This is a genomic window from Verrucomicrobiia bacterium (assembly GCA_035765895.1).
Taxonomy (GTDB): domain Bacteria; phylum Verrucomicrobiota; class Verrucomicrobiia; order Limisphaerales; family DSYF01; genus DSYF01.
This window is the reverse complement of sequence record DASTWL010000042.1, coordinates 16,916-41,026: the sequence shown is the minus strand read 5'-3', so window position 1 is coordinate 41,026 and position 24,111 is coordinate 16,916. Positions and strand designations below refer to the sequence as shown.

At 62.8% G+C, this 24,111-nt stretch carries 17 protein-coding genes; 11 read left to right on the top strand and 6 right to left on the bottom strand.

What is annotated here, in order from left to right:
- The first annotated feature begins 82 nt into the window (after positions 1 to 82).
- The 5 genes from VFV96_09185 to VFV96_09165 are packed head-to-tail and all read left to right on the top strand — an operon-like array spanning position 83 to position 8,033.
- The gene (locus VFV96_09185) at positions 83 to 4,594 is read left to right on the top strand and encodes a PAS domain S-box protein (protein HEU5070570.1); all 4,512 of its coding nucleotides are present in this window, start codon (positions 83 to 85) and stop codon (positions 4,592 to 4,594) included.
- Between the two features lie 57 nt (positions 4,595 to 4,651).
- A complete protein-coding gene (locus VFV96_09180; protein ID HEU5070569.1) occupies positions 4,652 to 5,170 on the top strand; it encodes a hypothetical protein in 519 nt (172 codons plus the stop codon).
- A 58-nt stretch (positions 5,171 to 5,228) separates the two neighbouring features.
- Positions 5,229 to 6,611, top strand: a complete 1,383-nt coding sequence (locus tag VFV96_09175; GenBank protein HEU5070568.1) for a patatin-like phospholipase family protein — start codon at positions 5,229 to 5,231, stop codon at positions 6,609 to 6,611.
- Between the two features lie 54 nt (positions 6,612 to 6,665).
- Positions 6,666 to 7,397 carry a YebC/PmpR family DNA-binding transcriptional regulator gene (locus VFV96_09170; GenBank protein ID HEU5070567.1) on the top strand — a complete coding sequence of 244 codons (732 nt, stop codon included), beginning with the start codon at positions 6,666 to 6,668 and terminating at the stop codon, positions 7,395 to 7,397.
- A gap of 33 nt (positions 7,398 to 7,430) precedes the next feature.
- On the top strand, positions 7,431 to 8,033 hold the full coding sequence (locus tag VFV96_09165) for a flavin reductase family protein (GenBank protein HEU5070566.1): 603 nt from the start codon (positions 7,431 to 7,433) through the stop codon (positions 8,031 to 8,033).
- A gap of 24 nt (positions 8,034 to 8,057) precedes the next feature.
- On the opposite strand, the gene VFV96_09160 is transcribed toward VFV96_09165, so the two are convergent.
- The gene (locus VFV96_09160; protein ID HEU5070565.1) at positions 8,058 to 9,296 is read right to left on the bottom strand and encodes a cation:proton antiporter; all 1,239 of its coding nucleotides are present in this window, start codon (positions 9,294 to 9,296) and stop codon (positions 8,058 to 8,060) included.
- A gap of 223 nt (positions 9,297 to 9,519) precedes the next feature.
- On the opposite strand from VFV96_09160, the gene VFV96_09155 reads away from it, so the two are divergent.
- From VFV96_09155 to VFV96_09145, 3 genes are all read left to right on the top strand, one after another.
- Entirely contained in the window at positions 9,520 to 11,250 is a 1,731-nt protein-coding gene (locus VFV96_09155; protein ID HEU5070564.1) for a chloride channel protein, read from the top strand.
- Between the two features lie 106 nt (positions 11,251 to 11,356).
- A complete protein-coding gene (locus VFV96_09150; GenBank protein HEU5070563.1) occupies positions 11,357 to 11,731 on the top strand; it encodes a hypothetical protein in 375 nt (124 codons plus the stop codon).
- 32 nt (positions 11,732 to 11,763) lie between these two features.
- Positions 11,764 to 12,369: a class I SAM-dependent methyltransferase gene (locus VFV96_09145; protein ID HEU5070562.1), complete on the top strand. Its 606-nt coding sequence runs from the start codon at positions 11,764 to 11,766 to the stop codon at positions 12,367 to 12,369.
- 357 nt (positions 12,370 to 12,726) lie between these two features.
- On the opposite strand, the gene VFV96_09140 is transcribed toward VFV96_09145, so the two are convergent.
- From VFV96_09140 to VFV96_09125, 4 genes are all read right to left on the bottom strand, one after another.
- Complete coding sequence (locus VFV96_09140) at positions 12,727 to 12,954, bottom strand: DUF2934 domain-containing protein (GenBank protein ID HEU5070561.1); 228 nt, start codon at positions 12,952 to 12,954, stop codon at positions 12,727 to 12,729.
- 8 nt (positions 12,955 to 12,962) lie between these two features.
- Complete coding sequence (locus VFV96_09135) at positions 12,963 to 13,532, bottom strand: hypothetical protein (GenBank protein ID HEU5070560.1); 570 nt, start codon at positions 13,530 to 13,532, stop codon at positions 12,963 to 12,965.
- 178 nt (positions 13,533 to 13,710) lie between these two features.
- On the bottom strand, positions 13,711 to 14,388 hold the full coding sequence (locus tag VFV96_09130; protein ID HEU5070559.1) for a response regulator transcription factor: 678 nt from the start codon (positions 14,386 to 14,388) through the stop codon (positions 13,711 to 13,713).
- Positions 14,385 to 17,909 (bottom strand): PAS domain S-box protein, encoded by a 3,525-nt coding sequence (locus tag VFV96_09125; protein HEU5070558.1) that lies wholly within the window; start codon positions 17,907 to 17,909, stop codon positions 14,385 to 14,387. The genes VFV96_09130 and VFV96_09125 overlap by 4 nt, the downstream gene beginning before the upstream one ends.
- 350 nt (positions 17,910 to 18,259) lie before the next feature.
- On the opposite strand from VFV96_09125, the gene VFV96_09120 reads away from it, so the two are divergent.
- Complete coding sequence (locus tag VFV96_09120) at positions 18,260 to 19,336, top strand: alcohol dehydrogenase catalytic domain-containing protein (GenBank protein HEU5070557.1); 1,077 nt, start codon at positions 18,260 to 18,262, stop codon at positions 19,334 to 19,336.
- Between the two features lie 331 nt (positions 19,337 to 19,667).
- Positions 19,668 to 21,422, top strand: a complete 1,755-nt coding sequence (locus VFV96_09115; protein HEU5070556.1) for a hypothetical protein — start codon at positions 19,668 to 19,670, stop codon at positions 21,420 to 21,422.
- Positions 21,423 to 21,495: 73 nt separating this feature from the next.
- On the opposite strand, the gene VFV96_09110 is transcribed toward VFV96_09115, so the two are convergent.
- Positions 21,496 to 23,136 carry a hypothetical protein gene (locus tag VFV96_09110; protein HEU5070555.1) on the bottom strand — a complete coding sequence of 547 codons (1,641 nt, stop codon included), beginning with the start codon at positions 23,134 to 23,136 and terminating at the stop codon, positions 21,496 to 21,498.
- A gap of 307 nt (positions 23,137 to 23,443) precedes the next feature.
- Between VFV96_09110 and VFV96_09105 the strand changes: the two genes are divergently transcribed.
- The gene (locus VFV96_09105) at positions 23,444 to 24,103 is read left to right on the top strand and encodes a hypothetical protein (protein ID HEU5070554.1); all 660 of its coding nucleotides are present in this window, start codon (positions 23,444 to 23,446) and stop codon (positions 24,101 to 24,103) included.
- Positions 24,104 to 24,111: the final 8 nt, after the last annotated feature.

The following is a 24,111-nucleotide window of genomic DNA, read 5'->3' as shown; positions in this document are numbered from 1 at the left end:
AAAGGCTGGCCATCGGGCGCGCGGCCGGGTTTCATGGGCGGCAACACAAGCCCGCCGTTGCTCGGGACAGTCAAGGCATGCCATGAAACTTGAACGCAGACTCGCCGTGTTGTTTTTTGTGGCCTTCGGTCTGGCGGCGCTGGTGGTGGTGGCGGCCTGGTTCAACCTGACCGCCAGCCACGCGGCGCGCGCCGCCGCCAACCACGCGCTGCGCGTGCAGGCCGGACTGCAAGCAGCCCTGAATTCCCTGATCGATCTGGAAACCGGCCAGCGCGGCTATGTCCTCAGCGGCGACGAGGCCTACCTCCAGCCCTTTCAAACCGCCCGGACCAACCTGCCCGCGCAGATTGCCGGCTTGCAGCGTCTTTGGGCGGCGGATGCGGAACAGTCACGGCGGCTGGCGCAGTTGAACGACGCGGTCACCAATCTGATCCGCTACCGGGCGGCCGTCGTCGAAGCCCGCCGGGCGCAGGGTGCGCCCACCGCCAGCCAGATGATTCTCACCGGCCAGGGCAAGGTGATGATGGACTCGGCGCGCGGCCTCATCGACACGCTGCATCAGGCGGAGGTCGGGCACCTGGCCGTTTCGCAGTCGGCGGCGCAGGCGGGCACGCAACGTCTGCTGGTGACCATGGCGGTGCTGTCCACCTTGGTCGTCCTCGTCTTGCTCGGCGGCTGGTGGCTGGCCCGGCATCATCTGCGGCAACGGCAGGCCGCGGAAAACGAACGGAACCAGTTCTTCGAACAATCGCTGGACCCGTTGTGCGTGGCCGGCGTGGACGGCCGGTTTCAGCGGGTCAATCCGGCCTTCTCGCGGATTCTGGGCTGGTCCGCGGAGGAACTGCTGTCCCGGCCGTTCATCGAATTCGTGCATCCGGACGATTGCGCCGCAACGCAGCGCGAATACGAACGCCAGGCCGCGGGCGAGGCCGTCGTGCGCTTCGACAACCGTTACCGCTGCAAGGATGGTTCCTACCGCCTGTTCTCGTGGCGCGCGACCCCGATTGTGAACGGCAAAATTTATGCCGTGGCGCGGGATGTGACGGAACTGCGCGCCGCCGAGGAGCGGCTGCGCCGCAGCGAGGAGAATCTCACCGTGACGCTGCGTTCCATCGGCGATGCCGTGCTGGCGACGGATGTTCAGGGCCGTGTCACCCGCCTCAACCCGGTGGCCGAGCAGCTGACCGGCTGGCGCGAGGCCGAGGCACTGGGCCGGCCCGTGGCGGAGGTGTTTCACATCATCAACGAAACCACGCGCCAGCCGGCGGCCATCCCGGTGGAGAAAGTGCTGGCCTCGGGATTCATCATCGGCCTGGCCAATCACACCACGCTCGTGGCGCGCGACGGCACGGAATGCCCGATTGCCGACAGCGCCGCGCCGATTCGCGATGCGCGGGGCGAAGTGGTCGGGGTGGTGCTGGTCTTTCGCGACGTCCGCGAAGAACGCCAGGCGGAACTCGCCCTGCAACGGTCGGCGGCGGAGATTGCCGACCTGTATCATCACGCGCCCTGCGGTTATCACTCGCTCAATGCCGAAGGCGTAATCGTGGCCATGAACGACACCGAACTGCAGTGGCTCGGCTTCACGCGGGACGAGGTCGTCGGGAAGCTGCGGCTGACGGACCTGATTGTGCCGCCGGACCGGCACGTGTTCACCGACGAGTTCCCCCGGCTGCGCGAGCGCGGCTGGGTGAAGGACATCGAAGTGGAAATGGTCCGCAAGGACGGCACGGCGTTTTCCGCGTTGATCAACGCCACGGCCATTCGCGACGCGCAGGGGCGGTTTGTAGCCAGCCGGTCCACGGTGCTCGACATCACTGCACGCAAGCGGGCCGAGCAATCCCGGCGCAGCCTGCTGCGCGCCGCCCGCGCCATCATCATGCGCGCCACGGTGACCGCGCCGGAAGGCTGGAATGAGCATCCGCCCGAGTGGGGGGCGGAACGGTATCACTGGGACGCGCATTACGAGGACGAAGCGTCCGCGCAGGAGGTGCTGCCATTGGAGCTGCAGCCCGGCGAGCATTACGCCAACGGCTGGGCCCGCGCCAAGCACCGGGACGACTGGCACCCCATGAATCTTGTGGCGGCAAAGGCCTTTGTGACCGGCGCGACCACCTGGCAGCAGGAGTTGCGAGCGTGGGACCGGCACGGGCGGCTGCACTGGTTTTTCCAGACGGCGTTGCTCCAGCCGCTGACGCCCGGGCACTGGTCCGTGACGACGATCAACCTCGACATCACGGCCCGCAAACAGGCGGAACAGGCCTTGCAGGAGGCACGTGACTACGCGGAAAACATCGTGCAAACCGTGCAGGAGCCGCTGGTGATTCTGGCGGCCGACCTTCGCATCCGCTCGGCCAACCGCGCCTTCTACGAAATGTTTCGCACGACGCCGGCTGAGACGGAAGGACACCTGCTGCCCGAGTGGGGCGGTGGCCTGTGGAACCTGCCCGAACTGCGGGCAAGGCTGGAACGCGTGATTCCCGAAAACGCGCCGTTCGATCATTTGGAGGTGGAAATCTCCTCGCCGGTCATTGGCCGCCGCAGCCTGCAAATCAGCGGGCGCAAGGTCTTCCGGCCCGGCAATTCCTCGCGTTTGATCCTGCTCGCCATCGAAGACGTCAGCGGCCCCAAACAGCTCGAGATCGCCCGCACCCAGATCAATGAAACGCTGGAGGAACGCGTCCGCCTCCGCACCGCGCAGCTCGAAGAAGCCAACCGGCTGCTGCGGTTGAGCGATTTTTCCGTCAACCACGCGCTGGTCGGCATTGTCTGGACCACGCCCGATGGCCGTGTCATCCGGACGAACCAGGCTTACGCAGACATGCTCGGCTATACCGAGATGGAGCTGCGGAGCCTGAGCATTTCGGAATTCAATCTGGATGTCCCCCGCGAGGCGTGGCCGGCCCACTGCGCCGCCGTCCGCGAAAACCAGCGCCTCGTCATCAACTGCCGCCTGCGCCGCAAGGACGGCCAGATCATTCCCACCGAAATCGAACGCGACTGGCTCCAATTCGATCATCAGGAGTTCATCGTCTCGTTCGTGCGGGACATTTCCGACCGGCTCCAGGCGGAGCAGCGGCTTCAGGCGGCCAAGCAGTTTTCCGACGAGCTCATCAACAGCGTGCCCGGCGTGTTCTTCTGCTTCACGCCCGAGGGCCGTTTCCTCCGCTGGAATCGCGTCATCGAAACCCTGCTGGAATATCCCGCGGAGCAGATCGCGACCATGTCGCCGCTCGAATTCGTGGCGCCCGAGGATCGCAGGAAGGCGGAGGAAAAGATTCGCGAAACCTTCGCGCAGGGTCATTCCCAGGCGGAACTGACCTTGCAGACCCGCAGCGGCCGCCGCCTGCTGTTCCAGCTTTCCTCGCGGGTCGTGACGGTGGACGGGCAGCCGGCCCTGTTGGGCACGGGGCTCGATATTTCCGAACGCAAGAATGCCGAACGCCAGATGCTGCGCGCCCAGCGCATGGAGAGCATCGGCGCGCTCGCCAGCGGCATTGCCCACGACCTCAACAACGCGCTCGCGCCGGTCATGATGGGCCTTTCCCTGCTGCGCGAAAACGCCCGGCCGGATGCCACGGTGATGCTGGACACCATGGAAGCCAGCGCCAAGCGCGGGGCGGACATGGTGCGTCAGTTGCTGACCTTCGGCAAAGGCGTCGAGGGCCGGCGCCTGCTGCTCCAGCCGCGGCACCTGCTCAAGGAGATGGAAAAAATCATCAAGAGCACGTTCCCGAAAAACATCCTGCTCCAGACCAACGTCGGCCGGCAGGTCGATACGGTGCTGGGCGACCCCACCCAGCTCCACCAGGTGTTGCTCAACCTGTGCGTCAATGCCCGCGACGCCATGCCCGAGGGCGGCACGCTGATCCTGGAGGTTGCGAACGTCGCCGTGGACGAAGCCTATTCGGTCACGGGCGAAGGCGCGAAACCAGGCAGATACGTCGTCTGGCGCGTGACCGACACGGGCGAAGGCATTCCGCCGGAAGTTCTGGAGCACATGTTCGAGCCGTTCTTCACCACCAAGAGTCCGGACAAGGGCACGGGCCTCGGGCTTTCGACGGTGATTGGCATCGTCCGCAGCCACGGCGGCTTCATCCAGGTGAACACCAAGGTCGGTCAGGGCTCCTCGTTTTCCGTGTTCCTGCCCGCGCAAAGTCCCGGGAGCGACACGGAGAAAATGACCAGGGCCGACGTCGAATTCCATGGCCACGGCGAGACCGTGCTGGTGGTGGAGGACGATGCCTCGGTGCGGCGCGTCACCTGCGCCATCCTGGAACGGCTGCGGTTCAAGGTCATCACCGCCGCCGACGGCGCCGAGGCGCTCGTCCGCGCGGCCGAGAACCAGGCGGCACTCTCGCTGGTCATCACGGACGCGCACATGCCACACATGGACGGGCTGACGTTTGCCCGCGCGCTGCGCCACATGATCCCCGAGGTCAAGCTGGTGGTGATGAGCGGCCGGCTGGATGACAACCTCGAACGCGAGTTTCGCAAGCTCGGCATGGCGGCCGCGTTGCTCAAGCCCTTCACACACGAAAAACTGGTGTCCGTCATTCAACGAACCCTGGCCTCGGTGGAAGCCGACGAGTAACCCGGCGCCCGCCGCCGGCTGGACGGCGGCCGGGCAGCCTTCTAGCATCCGGCCCCGGTGCAAATTCTGGTCCATTACGGTAACATTTTCCTGGAGCTGGTGCGGACGCCCTTTGAACACAGCGCGCTGATCTGGGGCATCGTGCCGCTTTACTTCGGGCTGTTGTTGAACGAGCTGACGTCCGACCGGGCGAATTTCCAAACCGCGCTGCAAACCGGCTTCAGTTTCCTTTGGGCGGGCTTTCAATGGCTGTATCCGCACCTCAAGCTGCGGGGCGCGGCCGTGCCGCGGGTGGAACTGGGGGCCATGCTGCCGGTGAATCTGCTGGTGACCGTGCTGGTGCTCGGGCTGGGGTTGATGGCGCTGGTGTGCGGCCTGCGGCGGCGTTTCCCGCGTTACGGGACGTTCCTCGGGCATTCGCGCTTTGCGAACTATTTCGCCATCATGATTTTTCCGATTCAATCGGTGCTGGCGGGACATCTGCCCTGGACCTGGGACCGGCTGATAGCGATTGCGCTGTTTGCCGTGCCGGTCTGGCTGGTGCTTCACTTTGGCTTGATGCCCTTCCGGCGCTGACGGAGGCGGGCCGTTTCAGGGATTGCGTTTGCCGGGCGGGCGGGGCTTACTCGCCGGCATGCATGGGGGCAACCACGTTGGCCGCGGGCTTGGTGCCGTGCTTGGCAGTTTGCTGCTGGCCGGGCTGGCGTGCGGGTGCGCGCATCGGCGTCTCAATTTCCCGCTCACCGCCGTCGATCGCTCCGCGGGCTATTACTTTCATCCGGCCGGCCGCACCAATCAATCGGACGAAATGCTGGTGGCGCTGGCCTTTTCGGGCGGCGGCACGCGCGCGGCGGCGTTCGCCTATGGCGTGTTGGAGGAGTTGCACGATACGCGCCTGCCCGGACCGCAACCGCGCTCGCTGCTCGATGAGGTGGACGTGATTTCGTCCGTCTCCGGCGGCAGCGTCACGGCGGCGGCCTACGGGCTTTACGGCGACCGGGTGTTCTCGGTGCTCGAGCCGGCGTTTCTCAAGCACAACGTGCAGCGGTCGCTGGTCCTGCAAACGCTCAACCCGCTGCACTGGCCCGCGCTGTGGTCGCCCACCTACGGCCGGTCGGAACTCGCGGCGGATTATTACGACCGGCTGCTGTTTCACGGCGCCACGTTTGCCACGTTGCAGACGAACGGCAGCCCGTTTCTCGTCATCAACGGCACGGACATCACCACCGGCACGCGGTTTGACTTCACGCAGCATTGCTTCGATTTGATCTGCTCCGACGTGGCGCAGTATCCGCTGGCCAGCGCGGTGGCGGCGTCATCGGCGGTGCCGGGGGCGCTGACGCCGGTGACGTTGAAGAACTTTGCCGGCGCGTGCGACTGTGCGTTGCCCGACTGGATCACGGCGGCCCGGCAACAGGAGGCCGGCCGGATGACGCGCCGGGCGCAGGTGCTCACGAGTTACCTCGACGCCACGAACCGACCGTTCATCCACCTGGTGGACGGCGGTGTGAGCGATAATCTCGGCCTGCAGCCGTTTCTCGATTACGTGCAATCCATTCCGCTCAGTCCGGGCCGGCACCGGGAACTGGCCCAGTTGCGGGCGCGGAAGATCGTGCTCATCATCGTCAATGCCTACGCCTCGCCGGACCGGGACTGGGACCGGCGCGAAACCCCGCCGGGTTCGCTGGCCACGGCCGCGGCGGCGGCGAGCCATACCCTCGATGAACGCTCACTGGACACGCTCGACTATCTGCGCGACAGCCTGCGCAACTTGAAGGAGCGGCTCGAACTGCCGCCGGACGTGAAGATTTATCCGGTCTTTCTCAGCTTCACCAACTTCCGCGACCAGAAGCAGCAGCGGTTTTTCCTCAACCTGCCCACGAGCTTCTTTCTGCCGGGGACGGACGTGGACAAGCTGCGGGAGGCCGGACACCTGTTGTTGCGGCAGGATCCCACGTATCAGGAACTCCTGCGGGACCTGGGAACCGGCGAACCGCCGCTGGCCGTGAAACCCTGAGCCCGCCCGTCTCGCGGCTTGTTTGGCGGCGTTCTCCTTTGGTAGCTTCGCCGCATGGGACGTCAATGGTTGCATGCCAAACGCCTGGTTGCCGGCCTCAAAAAGGGCCGCACGACCAGCAAACTCGTTCGGGAAATCATGGTGGCCGCCAAGATGGGCGGCGCCGACCCGGGCATGAACGCCCGCCTCTTTACTGCCGTCGAAAAGGCGAAAAAGGAAAGCGTGGCCAAGGATGTCATCGAGCGCGCCATCAAAAAGGGCGCGGGCACCGGCGATGACAAGCTCACCATGGAACACGTGGTGTTCGAGGGTAAAACCCCGCACGGCGTGCCGGTCATCATCGAGTGCTACACCGACAACGTGAACCGCACGGCGCCCGAGATGCGGAAGATGTTCAAGAGCGGCACGCTCGGCAACGCAGGCGCGAACAAGTTCCTGTTCGACCACGTCGGGCTGGTGGAGGCCCATCACTCCGACGCCGGTGCGGACCGCGAGGCCGCGGCCATCGAGGCCGGCGCCAACGAGGTGGAGCCACTGACCCACGAGCAGAATGACGATTTGCCGGAGAGCGCCTGTGGCGCCCGGTTCATCTGCGAACGCACCGCCGTGCATGCCGTGGCGGAATGGCTCAAGGCCAACGGCTGGACCGTGGTGACCAGCGAAATCGGCTTCGTGCCGAAGCAGTTCGCCGAACTGACCGACGATCAGCGCGCCGAGGTGGGGGAATTCCTCCAGCAATTCGAGGATCACGACGATGTGCACCGCGTCTGGGCGGCGTTGAAGTAACGGCGGCTTTCGCGGGGCAGCCCGGCGGCGATTATGGAACTCGACCTGATTGGACAACACGCGCATCGCGCCTACGCGTTGCTGGCCGGGCTGGTGACGCCGCGGCCCATCGCGCTCGTGACCACCGTCAGCCCGGCTGGCGTGGTGAATGCCGCGCCGTTCAGCTTTTTCAACGTGTTCGGCGCCGACCCGGCGTTGTGCGCGTTCGCGCCCGGTGACCGCGATGACGGCACGCCCAAGGACACCGCCCGCAACATTCGCGCGACGCATGAGTTCGTGGTGAACCTGGTCGATGAAACCATCGCCGAAGCCATGAACCGCTGCGCGGCATCGCTGCCCTACGGCGAAAGTGAACTGCCGGCCGCCGGCCTGACCGCGGCGCCTTCATCGGTGGTCAAACCGCCCCGCCTCATCGAAGCGCCCGTCAGTTTGGAGTGCGTTGAGCACAGCACGGTGGAAATTGGCGGCAACCGGCTCGTCATTGGCCTGATCAAGCGCCTCCACGCGCGGGAGGGGTTGATTGACCCGCAGACGTTGCGCGTGAATCTGGACCGGTTTTTCCCCATCGGGCGCATGGCCAGCCCCCACTGGTATTGCCGCACGCGCGACCGTTTCGAGCTGATTCGCCCAAAGTGAGGCGCCCGTGACACTTAACTTGGTTCAGCCCAAGGGCGTGGCGGCTTGCGCCTGTGCGGTCCCGTTCACCGGGGCAACGTGCGGCAGGACGAACTTGCGGAACAGCACCGGCGTCAGAATGGTGGTCACCACGCCCATCAGGATCAGGGTTGAAAACAGTCCCTCGCCAATGAGGCCGTGCTGGAAGGCAATGCTGGCGATGACCAGTTCCATCACGCCGCGGCCGTTCAAAATGATGCCGATGCCGAGGGAATCCACGTTGGAAAGCCGGATCAAGCGCCCGCCCAGCCAGCCAGCCAGAATTTTGGCTCCGACGGAAACGGCAAAAACCGCGATGACAAACTCGGGCGAGTTCATCTTCGTGATGTTGAACTCCAGGCCGAGATAGGCGAAGAACACCGGCGCAAGAAATCCTCCCGTCACCGAATTCAAAGTCTTTTCCAGCTCCGAGTAGCGTGATGCCAGGAATAGATCCTTGTTGATCAGCAGCGCGCCGAAGAACGCGCCAATCACGAAGTGAAACCCGAGCATCTCGCTGACGGAGGCGAACACAAGCACCAGCAGCACAACGATGCCAAACAACGCTTCGGCCCCGAAGATGGCGACGAGCCGTTCGGGCACCCGGTGAACCGCGATGCCCTTGCGCTCCACCCACGCCAGGAGGCTGCCAAATGCCCAAACGAGCGTCGCGAATATCACCAGCTTGCCTCCTGTGAACAGCACCCCTTTTGCCACGTCCAAGGCACTGCCAGCCCGGGGCAGGCCGAGGATCACTCCAAGCACCAGCAGGGCGGCCACGTCGTTGATGATCGCCGTGACAACGGCATAACGTGCAATTTCCGAATTGAGCATCTTGAAACTGTCCAAAATGCGCACCGCCACGGGCAGGGCGGTGATGGAAATGCAAAGGCCCAGAAAAACCGTTCGGGTTACATCCAGCTTGAACAACACGCCGATGCCGAGGCCCGCCGAAAGCGGAATCACGAATCCCAGCAACGCGACGACGAGCCCCTTGCCGGACATCGCCTTGATGACATCCTTGAAGTTCATTTCCAAACCAGCCGACAAGACGACCAGGAACACAGCGAGATCCGAAATGCCCTGAAGCGGAGGGGTCGCATGAACGACGTTGAATACGGCGGGGCCCAGTAATACGCCGGCAATCATTTCACCGACGATGGAGGGCTGTTTGTATTTCGCAAACAAACCCCCAAGCAGCCGGGCGGAAACGATCAGACAAAGCAAACTGGTCAGCAGCGGCACGTTCGCAGTTTATCGTGACGTGGTTGGATAGCCAAAAAAAAGATTCTGCTTTGGTCGATTTGTCCCCCGAAGCGAGCCGCGGCGGGAACTCCAATCTTGAATCGCGCTGTCTTTCGACGCACCATCACACATGGTTTGCGTTGACTGTGCTGCGGATGTTCCGACCACCTTCTGTTTTTACGACAATGAACCTGCTCACGGTGGGGCGAGGGGTTGACGTTTGATGAAAGCAGTCCAGTTCCTGCCCTCGCTTGTTGCCCGCCTTCCCCGGCGGGCCCGGACCCCAGTGCTCACTGCGGTCGCCGGCCTTGGCGCCGGATTCCTGGCGGTGCTCTTCCAGATGGCCATGAACGGCATTTACCAGGGCGGCTTGGTGCCGTTGTCCAAGCAGGGGGTCGCGCCTTTTGCGGTCGGCAGCTTTGTGTTGATCGTCGTCACGTCGCTGGCCGCGGGCTGGTTGATGAGTTCGTTCTGCCGGGAGGCCGCGGGCAGCGGCATTCCGCAATTGAAGGCCGCACTGTGGAAGGATTTTGGCTACGTCAAACTGCGGGTGGTCTGGGTGAAGTTCCTTGCGGGCGCGCTGCAAATCGGCGGCGGCAGCAGCATGGGGCGTGAAGGTCCAAGCGTGCAGATGGCGGGGGGCGTGGGCTCCAATTTGACCGGCCTGCTCGGCGAACCGAAGCAGCGGCGCCGGTTGGGCGCGGCCACGGGCGCGGCGGCGGGTTTGGCAGCGGCCTTCAACACGCCATTGGCGGCGGTGACGTTTGTGCTGGAGGAGCTGATTGGCGATTTGAACAGCCGGCTGCTGGGTTCGGTGCTGTTTGCGGGCGTGCTCGGGGCGCTGGTTGCGCACGGCATCCTCGGGCCACAGCCGGCGTTTGCGCTGGCGCCGCTGGGCGAGGCCAACTGGCAGGCGTATGTGTTGATCCCGCTGGTGGCGGCGGTGGCCAGCCTGGCGGGTGTCTTCTTTCAAAAATGGTCCATGGGCCTGCGGTTGAGCTGCCGCCAGTGGCAGCAGGTTCCCATGTGGATGCGCCCGGCGGTGGGGGCGTTGATTTGCTGGGCGCTCGGGCTGGCCGTGTTCTGGCACACGGGCCGCGTCGGCGTGTTTGCCCTGGGTTACGGTGATTTGAGCGATGCGCTGGCGGGCAAGATGTTTTGGGGCACGGCCGCCATGCTGTTGACCGCAAAATTATTCGCCACCGTGGCGTGCTACGGCACGGGCGGTTGCGGCGGCATCTTTTCGCCCACGCTGTTTTTTGGCGCCATGGCGGGCGTGCTCGTGGCGGGCGGCGCCAATTACGTGCTGCCGTTGACGCCGAACGACGTGGTCATGCTCGCGGTGGTCGGCATGAGCGCCACGCTGGGTGCCGTGGTGCGTGCGCCGGTGACGAGCATTTTGATCGTGTTTGAGATGACGCACCAGTTCGCCATCGTGCCGCCGTTGATGCTGACCGCGCTCATCAGCCAGGCCATCACGCGCTCCTTTCTGAAGCAAAGTTTCTACGACGAACTGCTGGAGCAGGACGGCCACGACGTCGAACGCCTCCGGCCGCTGGACAATCTCCGCGCGTGGCAGGAACAGCCGGTGCGCGCGCTCGCCAATCCGCGGCCGGTGGTGTTGCCGACGCTCGAGGAGAAGGAAGTCCGGGCCGTGCTGGCGAAGCATCCGTATGCCCGTTATCCGGTGATTCGCGACGGCGCGCCGCTGGGCATGCTGGAACGGGAAGAGGCGGAACTGGCCTTCAATGGCAAACGCGAACCCCGGTTGCAGCCGGTGGTGGTGGTCGAGCCGGATGCGCACCTGAGCGACATTCAGAATGACCTGCTGGAATCGCCGACCGGCGCGCTGGTGGTCCGCGGGGTCGGCCCGGAAGGCGGTTTTGGCCTGCTTACCATTCACGATCTGCTGCGGGCGCAGCAGGCGGCGGCGGAGAATCCGGCCGATTTTTGAGTATTTCCGGCGTTTGGCCTGTCATTTAATTCTTTATGACGATGATCATTGGCTTCTTGAAACTGGCCCTGGCGGCTGCCACGGGCATTGTGATTCTCGGCCTGCTGTGAAACGGTTTGGTTACTGGCGGGATCCGCTTTGCCTGGCGGGGTGCGCCCTCTACGCCCTCAACCGCTGGGTCGTTGCGCCCCGCGCGCATTCGGCCTTTCTGTCCGGACAGTTCGACGATCTGCTGCTGATTCCGTGCGCCTTGCCCGTGTTGCTGCAACTGCAGCGCTGGCTCCATCTGCGCGATCACGACGAGCCTCCGCGCCTCAGTGAAATTGTTTTTCACCTCGTGGTCTGGTCCATCCTGTTCGAGGGCATCGGGCCGCATATCATGCGAACGGTGGGCGACCCGCTCGACGTGGTGGCTTACACGGTGGGCGCCGTGTTTGCCGCGGGCTGGTGGCGTCTGCGCCCGGTGGTGGCGGCCAAATGAGCTTCGACCGGCTGGCCCCATTTTATCGCGCCATGGAATGGCTCCTCGCGGGCGGCAAACTGCAACGCTGCCGCGTGGCGTGGCTGGCGGAGATTCCCGAACCCCGGCGCATTTTGCTGGTGGGCGAGGGGCATGGCCGCTTCCTGGAGGTTTGCGCCCGCCGTTTTCCGCAGGCCACCATCACGTGCGTGGATGCCAGCGGCGGCATGTTGCGCGTGGCCGAAACCCGCTGGCGCGCGGCGGGCGGCCGGCCGGAGGCGATTGAATTCGTGCAGGCGCATCTGCCCGAATGGTCCGGCGGCGACGGATTGTTCGATCTGATCGTGACAAATTTCTTTCTCGACTGCTTCCCCGCGGCCCAGCTCGGACCGGTGGTGGCCGCGCTCGCGCGGCGGGCGGCGCCCGGTGCGCACTGGCTGATTGCCGATTTCAACGTGCCGGCGCGCGGCTGGCAACGCGGGCGGGCGCGGCTGATTCTGGCATCGGCGTATGCCTTTTTCCGCTGGGCCACGGCGCTGCCGGCGCGGCAGTTGATCCCGCCGGATGAATTCTTGAGCGCTGCCGGATTTTTCCTGACGCGGCGGAAACTGGCCGAATGGGGATTGCTGCACGCGGATGTCTGGGTGCGCGGCGCGTGAACCAGATCGGACGGCTGTCACAATCTTTCCGGCGGTGAACGATCACGGGTGCGCGCCACGATGTCGCGTCGCGCAGGATGCTGGCAGAGGTAACCTTCCCCGAACGCGAGGGCGAACAGGCATCGCTCCGGCCGGGCCGCCAAGCAGTCCACGTAATCGCCAAAGCCCGCCGGTTTGGCGCGACAGGACGGCAAATTGGGTGCGCCGCGACCGTTGCCTGGCTGACGCCATTCCACCGGCCCTCCGCCGGCCTGTTCGCCGTTCACTTGGCGCTCCTGTCTGGTTTTACGCCCCGGTTCGCGGCGGCCCTGCCGTAGTGAACTCCGCTGACGGCATCCGACGCAGTGGCGGGGCGGCTCATTTCTTCGAGCGCGACAGGGCGGTTCGGCTGGTGGTTCCGCCGTCTTTCCGGGGCGGGAGCGGCCGGGCCGTGGTGCTGTGACGGACCTTCTCCTCGGCCTTGAGCCAGAACTCCAAATCCCGGCCCGTCGGTTTGCCCGCCTTGATCCATTCCAGATAAGCGGCGCGCGCGATGGTTTCGTTGTCGGCGATTTGCGTGGTCGTATTGCTATTTGTCGTTGCCATAGTTGAAATCATTCGTTGACGCCCCAGTTGCGATACTGCGGCCGCGCGGTCCGGGTGATGGTGAACGGTTCCGAATGGGCCGGGCGCGGCAATTCCAAGCCGGTTGGCGTCGGGGTTTCAGCGCGGAAGAAGAAATCCATCTCGGCCCGGCTGGCGGCGCGGAGCAGCAAGAGGGCGACATCCGACGAGCGCGCCTGTGCTCCGACGGCCGGGTGGAAGACGCCAATAAGCGCCCCGGTGTGATGCTTCCGGCGCTGTGGCCAGCGTTCCAGCCACGCCTTGATTTGTGGGGGAAGCCAGTTGGGGTCGCGCGGCGCGAAGATGATGACGTCCGCTTCCTCCGCCTGTTGACTGGCTGCAACCGTCAACTGGGGTGAATGGAAGAAGTCGAACCGCCAGACGGTCAATCGCGCCGCGCATTCGTTCCCCGCCTCCCGGGCAATGAGGTCAAAGACCTGCTTGCCCTGCACCCCCATCTCGAAATCTTGATACACGAGCAACACCTTCAACTCCGGCTTCACTGCGGCGAGACCGGTGGGGAAGGCATCCGTCAGCTCCATGACTTGAATTGCATCCATACGACCAACGTATAAGGCGCCGGACCCAATCTGTGAATCGTGTGCTGAACGAAGGTGCCATCGTGGATTCCGTGATGCGGTTGCGGGGGACGCCGCCAACGGGTCGCCGGCCGTGGTTCATTCCGTTGAACAGCAAAATGCGGCGTTGAGTTCAGCCGGCCGGTGACGGCCCGGGGCCTCAGCGCCGGTTGGCCCATTCCACGGCCGTCCGGATCAGTTCGCTGCCGTTGGCCAGGTTCAACTTCTCCTTGATGTGGGCCCGGTGGGTTTCCACGGTGCTGATGCTCAGGTGCAGTTGTTGGGCGATCTGGCGGGTCGTGCGGCCTTCGCCGAGGAGTTCCAGCACCTCCAGCTCGCGGTCCGTGAGCTGGGCCATCGCGGGCACGGCCGTCGGTGCCGGGCGGTTGCCCACCACATTTTGCAGCATGCGTTCGCGCATTTTTGGGCTGAGGAAAACCTGGCCGTTCAAGGCGGTGTGAATGGCTTCCAGCACGGTCGTGGATGCCTCCCGTTTCATCACGTAGCCCAACGCGCCCGCGCGCAGCGCACGTTCGGCGTAGAGGGATTCGTCGTGCATGGACAGCACAATCATTGGCAGCAGCGGGTGCAAGGCTTTGAGGTTCTTGATGAGGTCCAGCCCGCTGCCGCCTTGCAGGGAAAGGTCCACCACCACCAAATCCGGCCGCAGCCGTGCGACGGCGTCCATGGCCTGGCCGGCGGATTCGGCCTCGCCGCACACTTCGAGGTCGTGGTGCGTGCTGATGATTTCGGCGATGCCTTCGCGCACGATGGCGTGGTCATCCACCAGCAGAATGCGGTGCCTGCGGGATCCGGTGCTGTTGCTGCGGGCGCTCATGAGGTTCCTCCTTTCGGTGGCTCAGGGGAGCGTTGGCTGGCGGCGGGCGGGTTCGACAGGATGTTGAGAATGTTCAACTGGCTCGGGCGCGACTCGGTGACGGCGGATTCGCCCGGGTTCTCCGGCAGGGTGGGCAGCACGCAGCGGACGATGGTGCCTTTGCGCGGACCGCGCTTCACCTCCAACGTGGCGCCGATGCGTTCCGCCCGGAAGCGCATCGTCTTCAGGCCCATGCCGGAGGTGCGCGGGTGTTTCGGAAATGGTTTGCCGTCGCTGATTACGGTCAGCACGCCGGCTTTTCCCTCCCGGATGAGCCGGATTTGAATGGTTCCAGCGCGGCTGTGCTTGATCGCGTTGTTGGTGGCCTCCTGGGCAATGCGGAACAATGCGGTGGCCACCTTGTGGTCCAGCACGAGCACGGACTGCGGGAATTCGCAGGTGCAGGCCACGTTGAACAGCCGGCTGGTCGTGGTGGCCAGCTGGTGCAGCGCGGACATCAGGCCCTCGGGCAGGTGCTCCACCGGCTCCAAGCCGCGGGCGAGGTCGCGGGCTTCATCGACGGCCTGCACAATCAGCGTGGCAATGGACTTCAGGCTGCGCCCCGTGGCCGCGTCCTCGCCGCTGATCCGCGTCATCAGCGAATCCGTTTTCAACCGGGCCGCGGTCAGAATCTGGCACAGGCCATCGTGCAGATTCTGGCCGATGCGTTCGCGCTCCCGCTCGCCGGCGGCCACGATTTCGTCGTTCATCTGCACGCGCTCGGTGATGTCGTGATTGGTCACGAGCACGACCGTGCGGCCGTCGGGCTGGAGGACCCGTTGCTGGTGGCTCTCGACGATGAGCGGGCGGCCGGTGCGCGAGGTTTGTGCGATTTCACCGATCCAGACGCCGGTTTTGGCGAGGGCCGTCTCCAGGGCTTCCCAGCCGTTCGGGTAAACCGACCGCAGCAGCGGCTGGATGGGCTGGCCGATGGCCTGCGCGGGCGTGTAGCCGTAAACCCGTTCCGCTCCGCGGTTCCAGTAGCGGATGATGCCGTCCTCGTCGCGGATGATGATGGCGTCCGACGCCATGTCGAGCAGTTCAGCCTGGCGGCGCAGCGCCTGCTCGGCCTCAACGCGCTCGGCGATTTCGGTTTTCAACTGCTCGTTGGTCCGGGCCAGTTCGGCCGTGCGCTCGGCCACGCGGTGCTCGAGTTTGTCGCGCGCCTGCAACAGCGCCTGTTCCGTGGCCTTGCGGGTGGTGATGTCGCGCACGGCGCTGGAGATGAGCACGCCGTCGTCGCTTTCCAGCGGGCTGAGGCTGACTTCGGCCGGGAATTCGCCGCCGTCCTTGCGCCGGCCGAAGAGTTCCAGGCCCGGGCCCATCTGCCGCGTGCGGGGTTGTTGCGCATAGGCGAGCCGGTCCTGGATGTGGGAATGATGATAGCGGGGCGGAATCAGCAGCTCGATCGGCTGGCCCACCATCTCGCTGCGGTCATAACCAAAGAGCCGTTCGGCCTGCGCGTTGACGAGGACGATCTGGCCGCGCTGATCGTGAATGACCATGGCGTCGGGCGCGGATTCGAGCAGATCGCGGAAGCGCGCCTCGGCCTGTTTGCGCTCGGTGATGTCCACCGCCACGCCGAGCACGGCGGCGGCGCCCGTGGCCGGCACGGTGAACGGCACCTTGGTGGTTTGCAGCACGCGGGTCCGGGCCTGGGCATCGGTCAACAGCTCCTCCTGGATCATCTTGGACTGGCCGCTGCGAATGACCTCCGCGTCGGTCTGGCGGAAGTTGGCGATTTGCTCTGGAACCCCGAACAGTTCGGCATCCGTGTGTCCGACCATCTGTTCGGGGGTCAGACCGGCAAAGCGCGCCATGGCCTGGTTGGCGAGCACGAAATGACCGGTTTCATCCTTGGCAAAAATCCCGTGCGGCACGGTGTCCATGACCAGCCGGAGCGTTTGCTCGCTTTCGCGCAACGCGGTTTCCGCCTGCTTGCGCGCGGTGATGTCGTGCAGCACGATCACCGTGCCCGGCCATGCGTCGTCCAGTTCGAGGCGGCTGTTCGAGCAGGAAACATGAATCGGCGAGCCGTCCTTGCGAAAGAACACGTCCTCGTGGTTCCGGACCGTTTCGCCCGAGCTGAAGATTTTCGCCAGCGGACACTCGTTCATCGGGAAGGGGCAGCCGTCGGGGTGATGATGATGCAACGCATCGTGCAGGATGCGGCCCAGCAATTCCGTGCGCGAGTAACCGAAGACGCGCTCCGCCTCGGTGTTCAAAAACGTGATGCAGCCCTTGCCGTCAGTGACGAAAATCGCGGCGGCGGTGTTGTTGGCGATGTCGCGCGTCAGCCGCAACTGGTAGCGCAACCGGGCCTCGGCCTGCTTGCGTTCGGTGATGTCCACCAGCGCGCCAATCGTGCGCGCGGGCCGGCGCGCGGCGCCTTCGCCCTCGAACGTGGTCTGCGCGCGCGCGCTGACCCAGCGGATGATGCCGTTGGGCTGAACGATGCGGTGTTCGGTGATGAACTGGCCGTTGCCCGCGGGATCGTGGGCGCGTTTGACGGCGCTCAGGAAGGTGGCGCGGTCGTCGGGATGCACCGCGGCGAGGATGCGTTGCAGCGTGACGGGCGCGGTGTCCTTCCAGCCGTTGATCTCCCGCATCAGCGGCGAGTAATAAATCAGGTCGGTCCGATGATCGTGTTCGAAGAGGCCGAGCCGGGCCACGTTGATGCCCTGTTGCAGCCGCTCCTCGCTGGCGCGCAGTTTTTGTTCGGCCTCCTTGCGCTCGCTGATGTCGTAGAGATTCAACACCACGGCGCCCACCGCCTCGTCGGGCAACAGGTTCGTGGCCGAAAAATGAATCCAGCTCCAGCGGCCGTCGCGGTGGCCCATCCGCAACTCGCCCTGGGCCGTCGCCCCCGCGTGGTCCAGAATGCGCGCGAAAGTCTGGCGGGCGAACGGGAGGTCGTCCGGATGCACCAGCTCGAAGCAGCTGTGGCCGGTCATCTCACCGGAGACGAACCCGAGCAGCGGCGTTTCATGCGGGCTTTCGTAGGTGATCCGGCCGTTCGCATCCAGCAGGATGATGTCCTCGGCGGCCTTCTCCGTCAGCGCGCGGAACCAGCGTTCGCTCGCCTGCAACTTGTGTTCGGCGCGTTTGCGCGCGGTGATGTCCGTGATGGTGACGACCGCCACCATCGGCTTGCCCGCCGCATCATGGGCGAGGGCGCCGGCGTAGCTGAGCACGCGCCGCCAGTCCATGTCCTTGCGGCGCGCGTGGATTTCGCATTCGCGAACAATCTCGCCGCGCAGGATGCGCGCCAGCGGCCATTCATTCACGGGCAGGATTTTGCCGGCGGGCGTGGCGAGCTCAAAAATGTCGCCAAATTCGGACAGCGGGCGCTGCCAGTCGGCCGCGGTGGCGAAGCCGTGCATCTGCACCGCCACGGGATTCCAGTGCAGCATGTTGCCCGCGGGATCGGTGATGACCAGCCCTTCCGTCAGATGATCCAGGACCGCCTGCAGTTGAAGCAAATGATGCCCGTGCGCTTCAGCCCCGGCGTGCGGTCCTGCCGCAGTTTTACTTCCGGCGACGCCGGCCGCCTCCGCTTCACCTGGCTGGCGAACTATGCTGCTTTTAGGTGACATGAACGGCCTTGCTCGTGACGGGAGAAAATGTGCCGTTGATTCATGCGATTAGAAAACCGGGCCAAGTCGGCTGACAATGCCGATAAATCCTTATGCCTAAACTAGGCACACACGGGCGGGCTGGCAATGAATTCCGTGCGGGAAATTCGCGCCCGGTGCCGGCTTGGTGCGGGTCGCCCGGCGGAGGGTTGTTTTCCGACCTTTCTTCGCGCGGCACAGTCGATTAGAAATGCGCCGTGACCATTCCGAAGACCATGGCGGCGGTGGTTTATCGCGGGCCGCACGAACTGCGACTCGAGCAACTGCCGGTGCCGCGCAGCGGCGCGCACGACCTGCTGGTGCGTGTGGCGACCTGCGGAGTGTGCCCGACGGACATCAAAAAAATCCATTACGGCACCGTGCCGCCACCGCGCGTCTTTGGCCACGAAACCGCCGGGACCATCGTCAAGGTGGGTGCGCTTGTGCGCGGTTTTCGCGTCGGCGAGCGGGTGGCCCTGCACCATCATGTGCCCTGTCTCGACTGCCACGCCTGCCGGCACCGGGCGTTCGCCCAATGCGCCACCTACAAGCGCACCGGCATCACGGCGGGATTCGAGCCGGCGGGTGGCGGTTATGCGGAATACGTCCGTGTGCTGCCTTTCGTGCTGCCGGGGGTGGTGAAGATTCCTGCTCGCAACACCTTCGAGGAGGGCGCCATGCTGGAGCCGGTGAACACCGTGCTCAAGGCCGTCGAACGCTTGAACCTGCTGCCGGGCGATGTGGTGCACGTGGCTGGGCAGGGACCGATTGGATTGATGTTCACGCGATTGCTGGCGTTGCGGGGCGTGCGGGTGGTGGCGACGGATTTGCTGGAGAACCGTTTGCAACTGGCCCGGCAGTTCGGCGCGCAATGGGCCCTGCCGCCGGACGCGCTCGCCGGCCGGGACGGCCTGGCCCGCCGCTCCCTGCGTGCCAGGCCGCCGCTCCCATTCGATGCCGTCGTGATCGCGGTGCCCGTGGATGCCCTGGTGCAGCAGGCGTTTGAACAGCTGCGCGGCGGCGGGAAAATTCTCCTGTTCGCCCACACCAAGCGCGGAGCCGAACTGCCCGTGGACCTTGCCCGTATCTGCGTTGACGAAGTGGATTTGGTCGGCAGTTACTCGGCGGATTTCACCCTGCAAAAGCAGGTCGCCCGGCTGGTGTTCGGCCGTCGCCTGGACGTGCGCCCGTTGATCACCCACCGTTTCCCGCTCGCCCAAACCGCCGCGGCGGTGGAACTTGCAGCGCGGCCCACGCCGGAATCGTTGAAGATTCTGGTCTCGCAGTCTGGCTGAGGCGCCGGCTTCTTCCGCGAGCAGGCTCGCTTCACCGTCCGCGTTGAGCTAAAGGTAAGCTGTGAAACATACGTCCGGCATGACGCGCAATAGCCTGTGGTCGCTTCGTTTGGCTTTTTTCCTGTCCGGCTTGTGCCTCGCGCTCCCGGTGCGGTCTGCCGACACGAACAACCTCCGCAAGGCGCTGGTCATCGGTCAGGGCGATCCCTTGCGCGAAAAGGACGGCAGCCCCACGCATCCCCAGGCGGCCAAGATCAATTTCCTGAAATTCGTGGGCAATCCGGAGAACGATCCCGCCAAGGGCTGGACGTGTGACTTGTCGTGGGACTTGATGAAAAAGCTGGGCATGGACCCACAAAAAACGTCGTTGCCGACCTTGTTCAACTACATCGGCGAACATCATCTCGGCTATCGCATCGTGATACAGAACTTCGCGGGTGGAGCCAACTCGCCAGTCTGGGGGGCGGCGGTGGACAATGGCATGATGGCGTTCGCCCCGCACGGCAACAACACGCCGCATCTGCGGCTCGATTACCCGCCAGGACTGCAGGCCTGTGTTGCGGTCGCCGGCGGCGTGAACCAGTCGGAAAACACCTACGGCCCCACGCTCGAGTTTTTCGATTACATGCCGTGGTATCTCCAGGACAACGTCGAACAAAGCTGGGCCAATCAGGTGGTCGCGGCAAAGTTCGCCAAAATTCTCGATGCCCACCCGGAGTTCAACATCTGGGATGCGCGGGAATACCTGCGTCAGACCGGAAGCTGCTGGGCAAAGGGATGGACCGAGCGCAATGGCTTTGGCCGGCCCGATCCCGCCGTGCACGTGGACAAACTCCTGCCGGGACCGCCGCTGGAGTTCCGCGCAGCGATTTCCCGGAACGCCCGGCAGGTGCGTTTCACCTGGCGCAACTTCCTCATGAGCGACTTTGCCGCCACCGTCATTGCCCGCGGCAACGGTGAGATCGTCTACCGCGGCACGGGCACCAACTTCGTCTGGACCACCGACGCGGACGGGCCGCAAACGTTCACCTACTGGTCCGAGAACCAGGCGGGCGACAAGTCGCGGCTGGAGCCGTTCCAGACCCGCGTGGTGATGGGGTTACAAGAGAACGGCATCCCTGCTTGTCTGGTGCTTGCAGAATCTGGCGGCCATGAGTTTACCAGTTTGGCTATGCAGAATGTATTTCAGCGGCAGGCAACCAATTGGATTTGCGCCATAACATGTCGCACCAATTCTCCCGCTGCGAAATGGGTTGACCTTTATGAACATGGAGGGGTTTACGCCGCGGCACTCCCCAATTTTTCCGCCATGGCGGATTATGCGATTTCCAATCGGTATCGCCTCATCCTCGTCCCGCTTAATGGCCCTTCTGTTGATGCTTCGCAATCTGCGTTATGGGAGAAGGCCGTGGCTGCCGGGATTGCGGTTGTGATGTCACATTGTGCCGAGCCGCTGACGGCCGATCAGCCTTTGGCAAATCGTGAGGTCCCCGCATACTTGGGCGCCGCAATTACCGTCGGGTATGGAGTGAACTCCAATGAAATGACCTATGGCCCGGGGCTTGAATTCTTTGATGCCGCTCCCCCGCAAAAAAATGGAATGAACTATGATTACAACGAAAACGCTGCTGCTGCTGTGGTGGCGGCGAAGCTTGCCCGCATTTTGGACACGCATCCTAGCTACAACTTGTGGGACGCAAGGCAGCATCTGCGCCAGAGCGCCAGCTATTATGCCGACGGTTGGCGTTCAAATGGTGGTTATGGAAGGGCACCCGTGGAGCCTGCCAAAATTGCAAGGCTTGACAGGGCGCCACCATTAAAAATCCAAGCGAAGGCATCCGTGGATGGAAGAACGGTTGCGTTCTCGTGGCTCAATTTTTTGCAAACCGGCTTTGCTGCCACGGTGATTCAAGGTCCCGGTGGATCGGACATCTACACGGGAAAAGGGACGAATTACGTCTGGCACAGCGATGTCTCCGGGACTGCCAAATTCAAGTTCTTTTCACAGGACAAAACTGGCAGGCGTTCGCGTGACGAACCATACACCGTGCTCATGCTTGAAGGGCTGCACAAATCAGCCCGTTGACGCAAACTATTCCAAGGCCCAAAAGGCCCTTGTATGAGCATCCCTCGCCAAGCTCTTGCTTCCATCTTGTGGGTCACAACCCTGTCTTTGTGGGCATCACAAAATTTGCCGCCGGAAAATTTGACGACTCCAGCCAGTTGGCGAGCCAGATGATCTCAGCGCTTGTGAATCCCAAGGAAGCGCGCCTTTCGAAGGAGAGCTCGCGCGGCCCGGTCTGAGTAATTTCGGTGACCGTATTCCCACCTTCGGGAAGGGCATGTTGGACTGCGAGGATCCACTTCAATGACGGGCTCGACTCCGAAAGTTGTTGGCTGTGCGATAACATGAGCGCCAATTGACTAATATACAACCATCCTGTTAGCCGTGGGCTGGTGAATTCCCAATCATACAGAACCAGATTTGGGTGCTGTTCGATTCTTTGCAGCAGTGGCTTCGGAAACGAATTCGTTGATTCAGCTTGAGGCGCCAGACCGGCAACGGCGTAATGAATGTTATCTTGGACAATCGCTTTCACGTTTGGGGTCACAAACGGCATGCCCTGCCAAAACAGTTCCTGACCGTCAGGCGCGGTCGTCACGTTTCCCGCGTCTGCTTGGTTGGCCAATTCCTGAAGCTTGGGGGCCAGCCGTCTGACGTATTGCATCTGTAGCTCTTTCTGGTCCAGGCGGCCTGCGGCAAAGAAGCAAAAAGGGGCTTCTGCCGTTCCCCAAAAGTAAATCTCCCGGGGGATCGGAACAGGTAAGAAATCTCTAATTCCGCTCCCGGGCGCAACCCAACGGTCGGGGGATCTTACTGCTGTAAAACTAACCGTCGGGTTGCCAATGATCTTGGTGGGAACGACTAAAGTCGAACCTGCCGCTGGAAGGTCGTGGTCATAATGAATGGCTCCCTGAACTTTAAAGCCCTGATCTGTAGCTGCGACTTGGAAATGGAACCGGGCAAAGTTGCCATACTCGGCGCGTCTGATTGAGTGAGGCAAGAGGAATGGCGCCATTTCAACGGACAGCACTGGATTTGTTTTGCTTTGCACTGCTTCGCTTGGCAGACGCGGCAGATCGCCTTTTTGAATGCTAGGCACTGGAGCCATTTCTGCGATTTCGAGCATTAGCCAGGCATTCGTCTGCCAAACTCTCATCGACCTGCCGTTCTCTTGCAGTTGCCATTCCAAAGATGAAGCCAAATTTGTCTCGTTTGCGAACCAACAGTTGGCCGCTTGGACGTAGCTACGGCTCCAGCTTTGTTCGGTCGCGGACGGCCCCTTGACGGCGAGCATCATCCGATTTACCCCGTTGCTGGTGCCGCGCAGTTCAAGCACAAACCCTCTTTTCATCAACTCCGCAAAAACTGGCTCCAGCACTTTGGCAGCCCGAGCAGCCGACTCGGTTGCATGAGGAGAGTCTTCTACAATGAGACGCCCAGGCAGGCGGGCCATCAGCTCCGCAACATGACGTCCGAGCATTTCCGTTTCTGGCAATTGTGATAATTTTTTAAAATAGTTTGTGTTTGAATCGGTTATGATTCTTGTGGTGCCTCCAAATTGGATTCGCAGCAGCAAATCAGGGTCAAAAGGCGACGAAGTCGTTAGGCGTGATTGGAGTGTAGTTTGGTTGGTTAGTGATCCTTCAGAGGCGCCTGAAAATGAATCTTCGCGACTTGAGCATCCTGACAAAGTGGCGACAGCGATGGCCGTCAATAGCGGGAAAAACAGGCGCATAACAGAAAGGTGGCATTGTTGCCAAACGACTCGGAGGTTGGCAAACACGAACCGGCTTTTTCGACGGGTTTGCTTTAGAGGCTTAGTCTAATCTCATTTTTAATGCTAATTACTATCCATAAGCATTTTGTGAATTTTCAATTGCTTTTTTGGCTGGCAGGCTCTTAATGGTTTACCGGAGCGAGTTGATCAAGTTTGCACACTGGTTGAGGCTATCGCGGCGGTTGCAAATTCTTCTAAAAAAACGTTGACCTGTCTTGCTCTCCTTGCGAGATTGACGCAACACACGGTAGTAAAAACACACAACATGAGAACAAAATCACTATGTCTCGCAGCAGCAGCCCTTCTTGGAGGGGTCTGGGTTTCATCTGCGCAGTCCAACGTTTACTCGTTAAACATTGTCGGTTACGTCAATCGTCCTCTTCAAGGAAATGGGCAGTATTCGCTGGTTTCAAATCCTTTAAACACCACAAATAATACGTATGCTGGCTTGCTTCAAGGGTTGCCGGTTGGTTGGTCTGTAACAAAGTGGACAGGCTCTGGATTTTCTCCGGCTGCTGGGCGTGTTGGGTTTGGTAACGGATGGACCCCGACAACGGCTTCTACAAATACTTTTAACCCTGGTGAAGCCGTGTTTATTAAGTCTGCCACTGGTGGGTCGCCTTACACTAACACATTTGTCGGTGAGGTTATGATTGGGTCCTTCACAAACAATCTTCCTGCGGGCTTTAGCATGATTGGAAATCCAATCGCTGACGCTGGATCTGTGACGAACCTCAATTTGATCCCCCCAACGGGCAGTCAGATTTTGGTTTGGAAGGAAGATGGGGTGGGTGGGTATACAACTTATGGCAAAGTGGGTTTTGGTTCCGGATGGACGCCTTCTGTGCCCTCGCTGAATGTCGGGCAGGGGTTCTTCATCAATGCGGCTACGCCATATAGCTGGGTGAGGAGTTTTAACCCTTGATTTGTTTA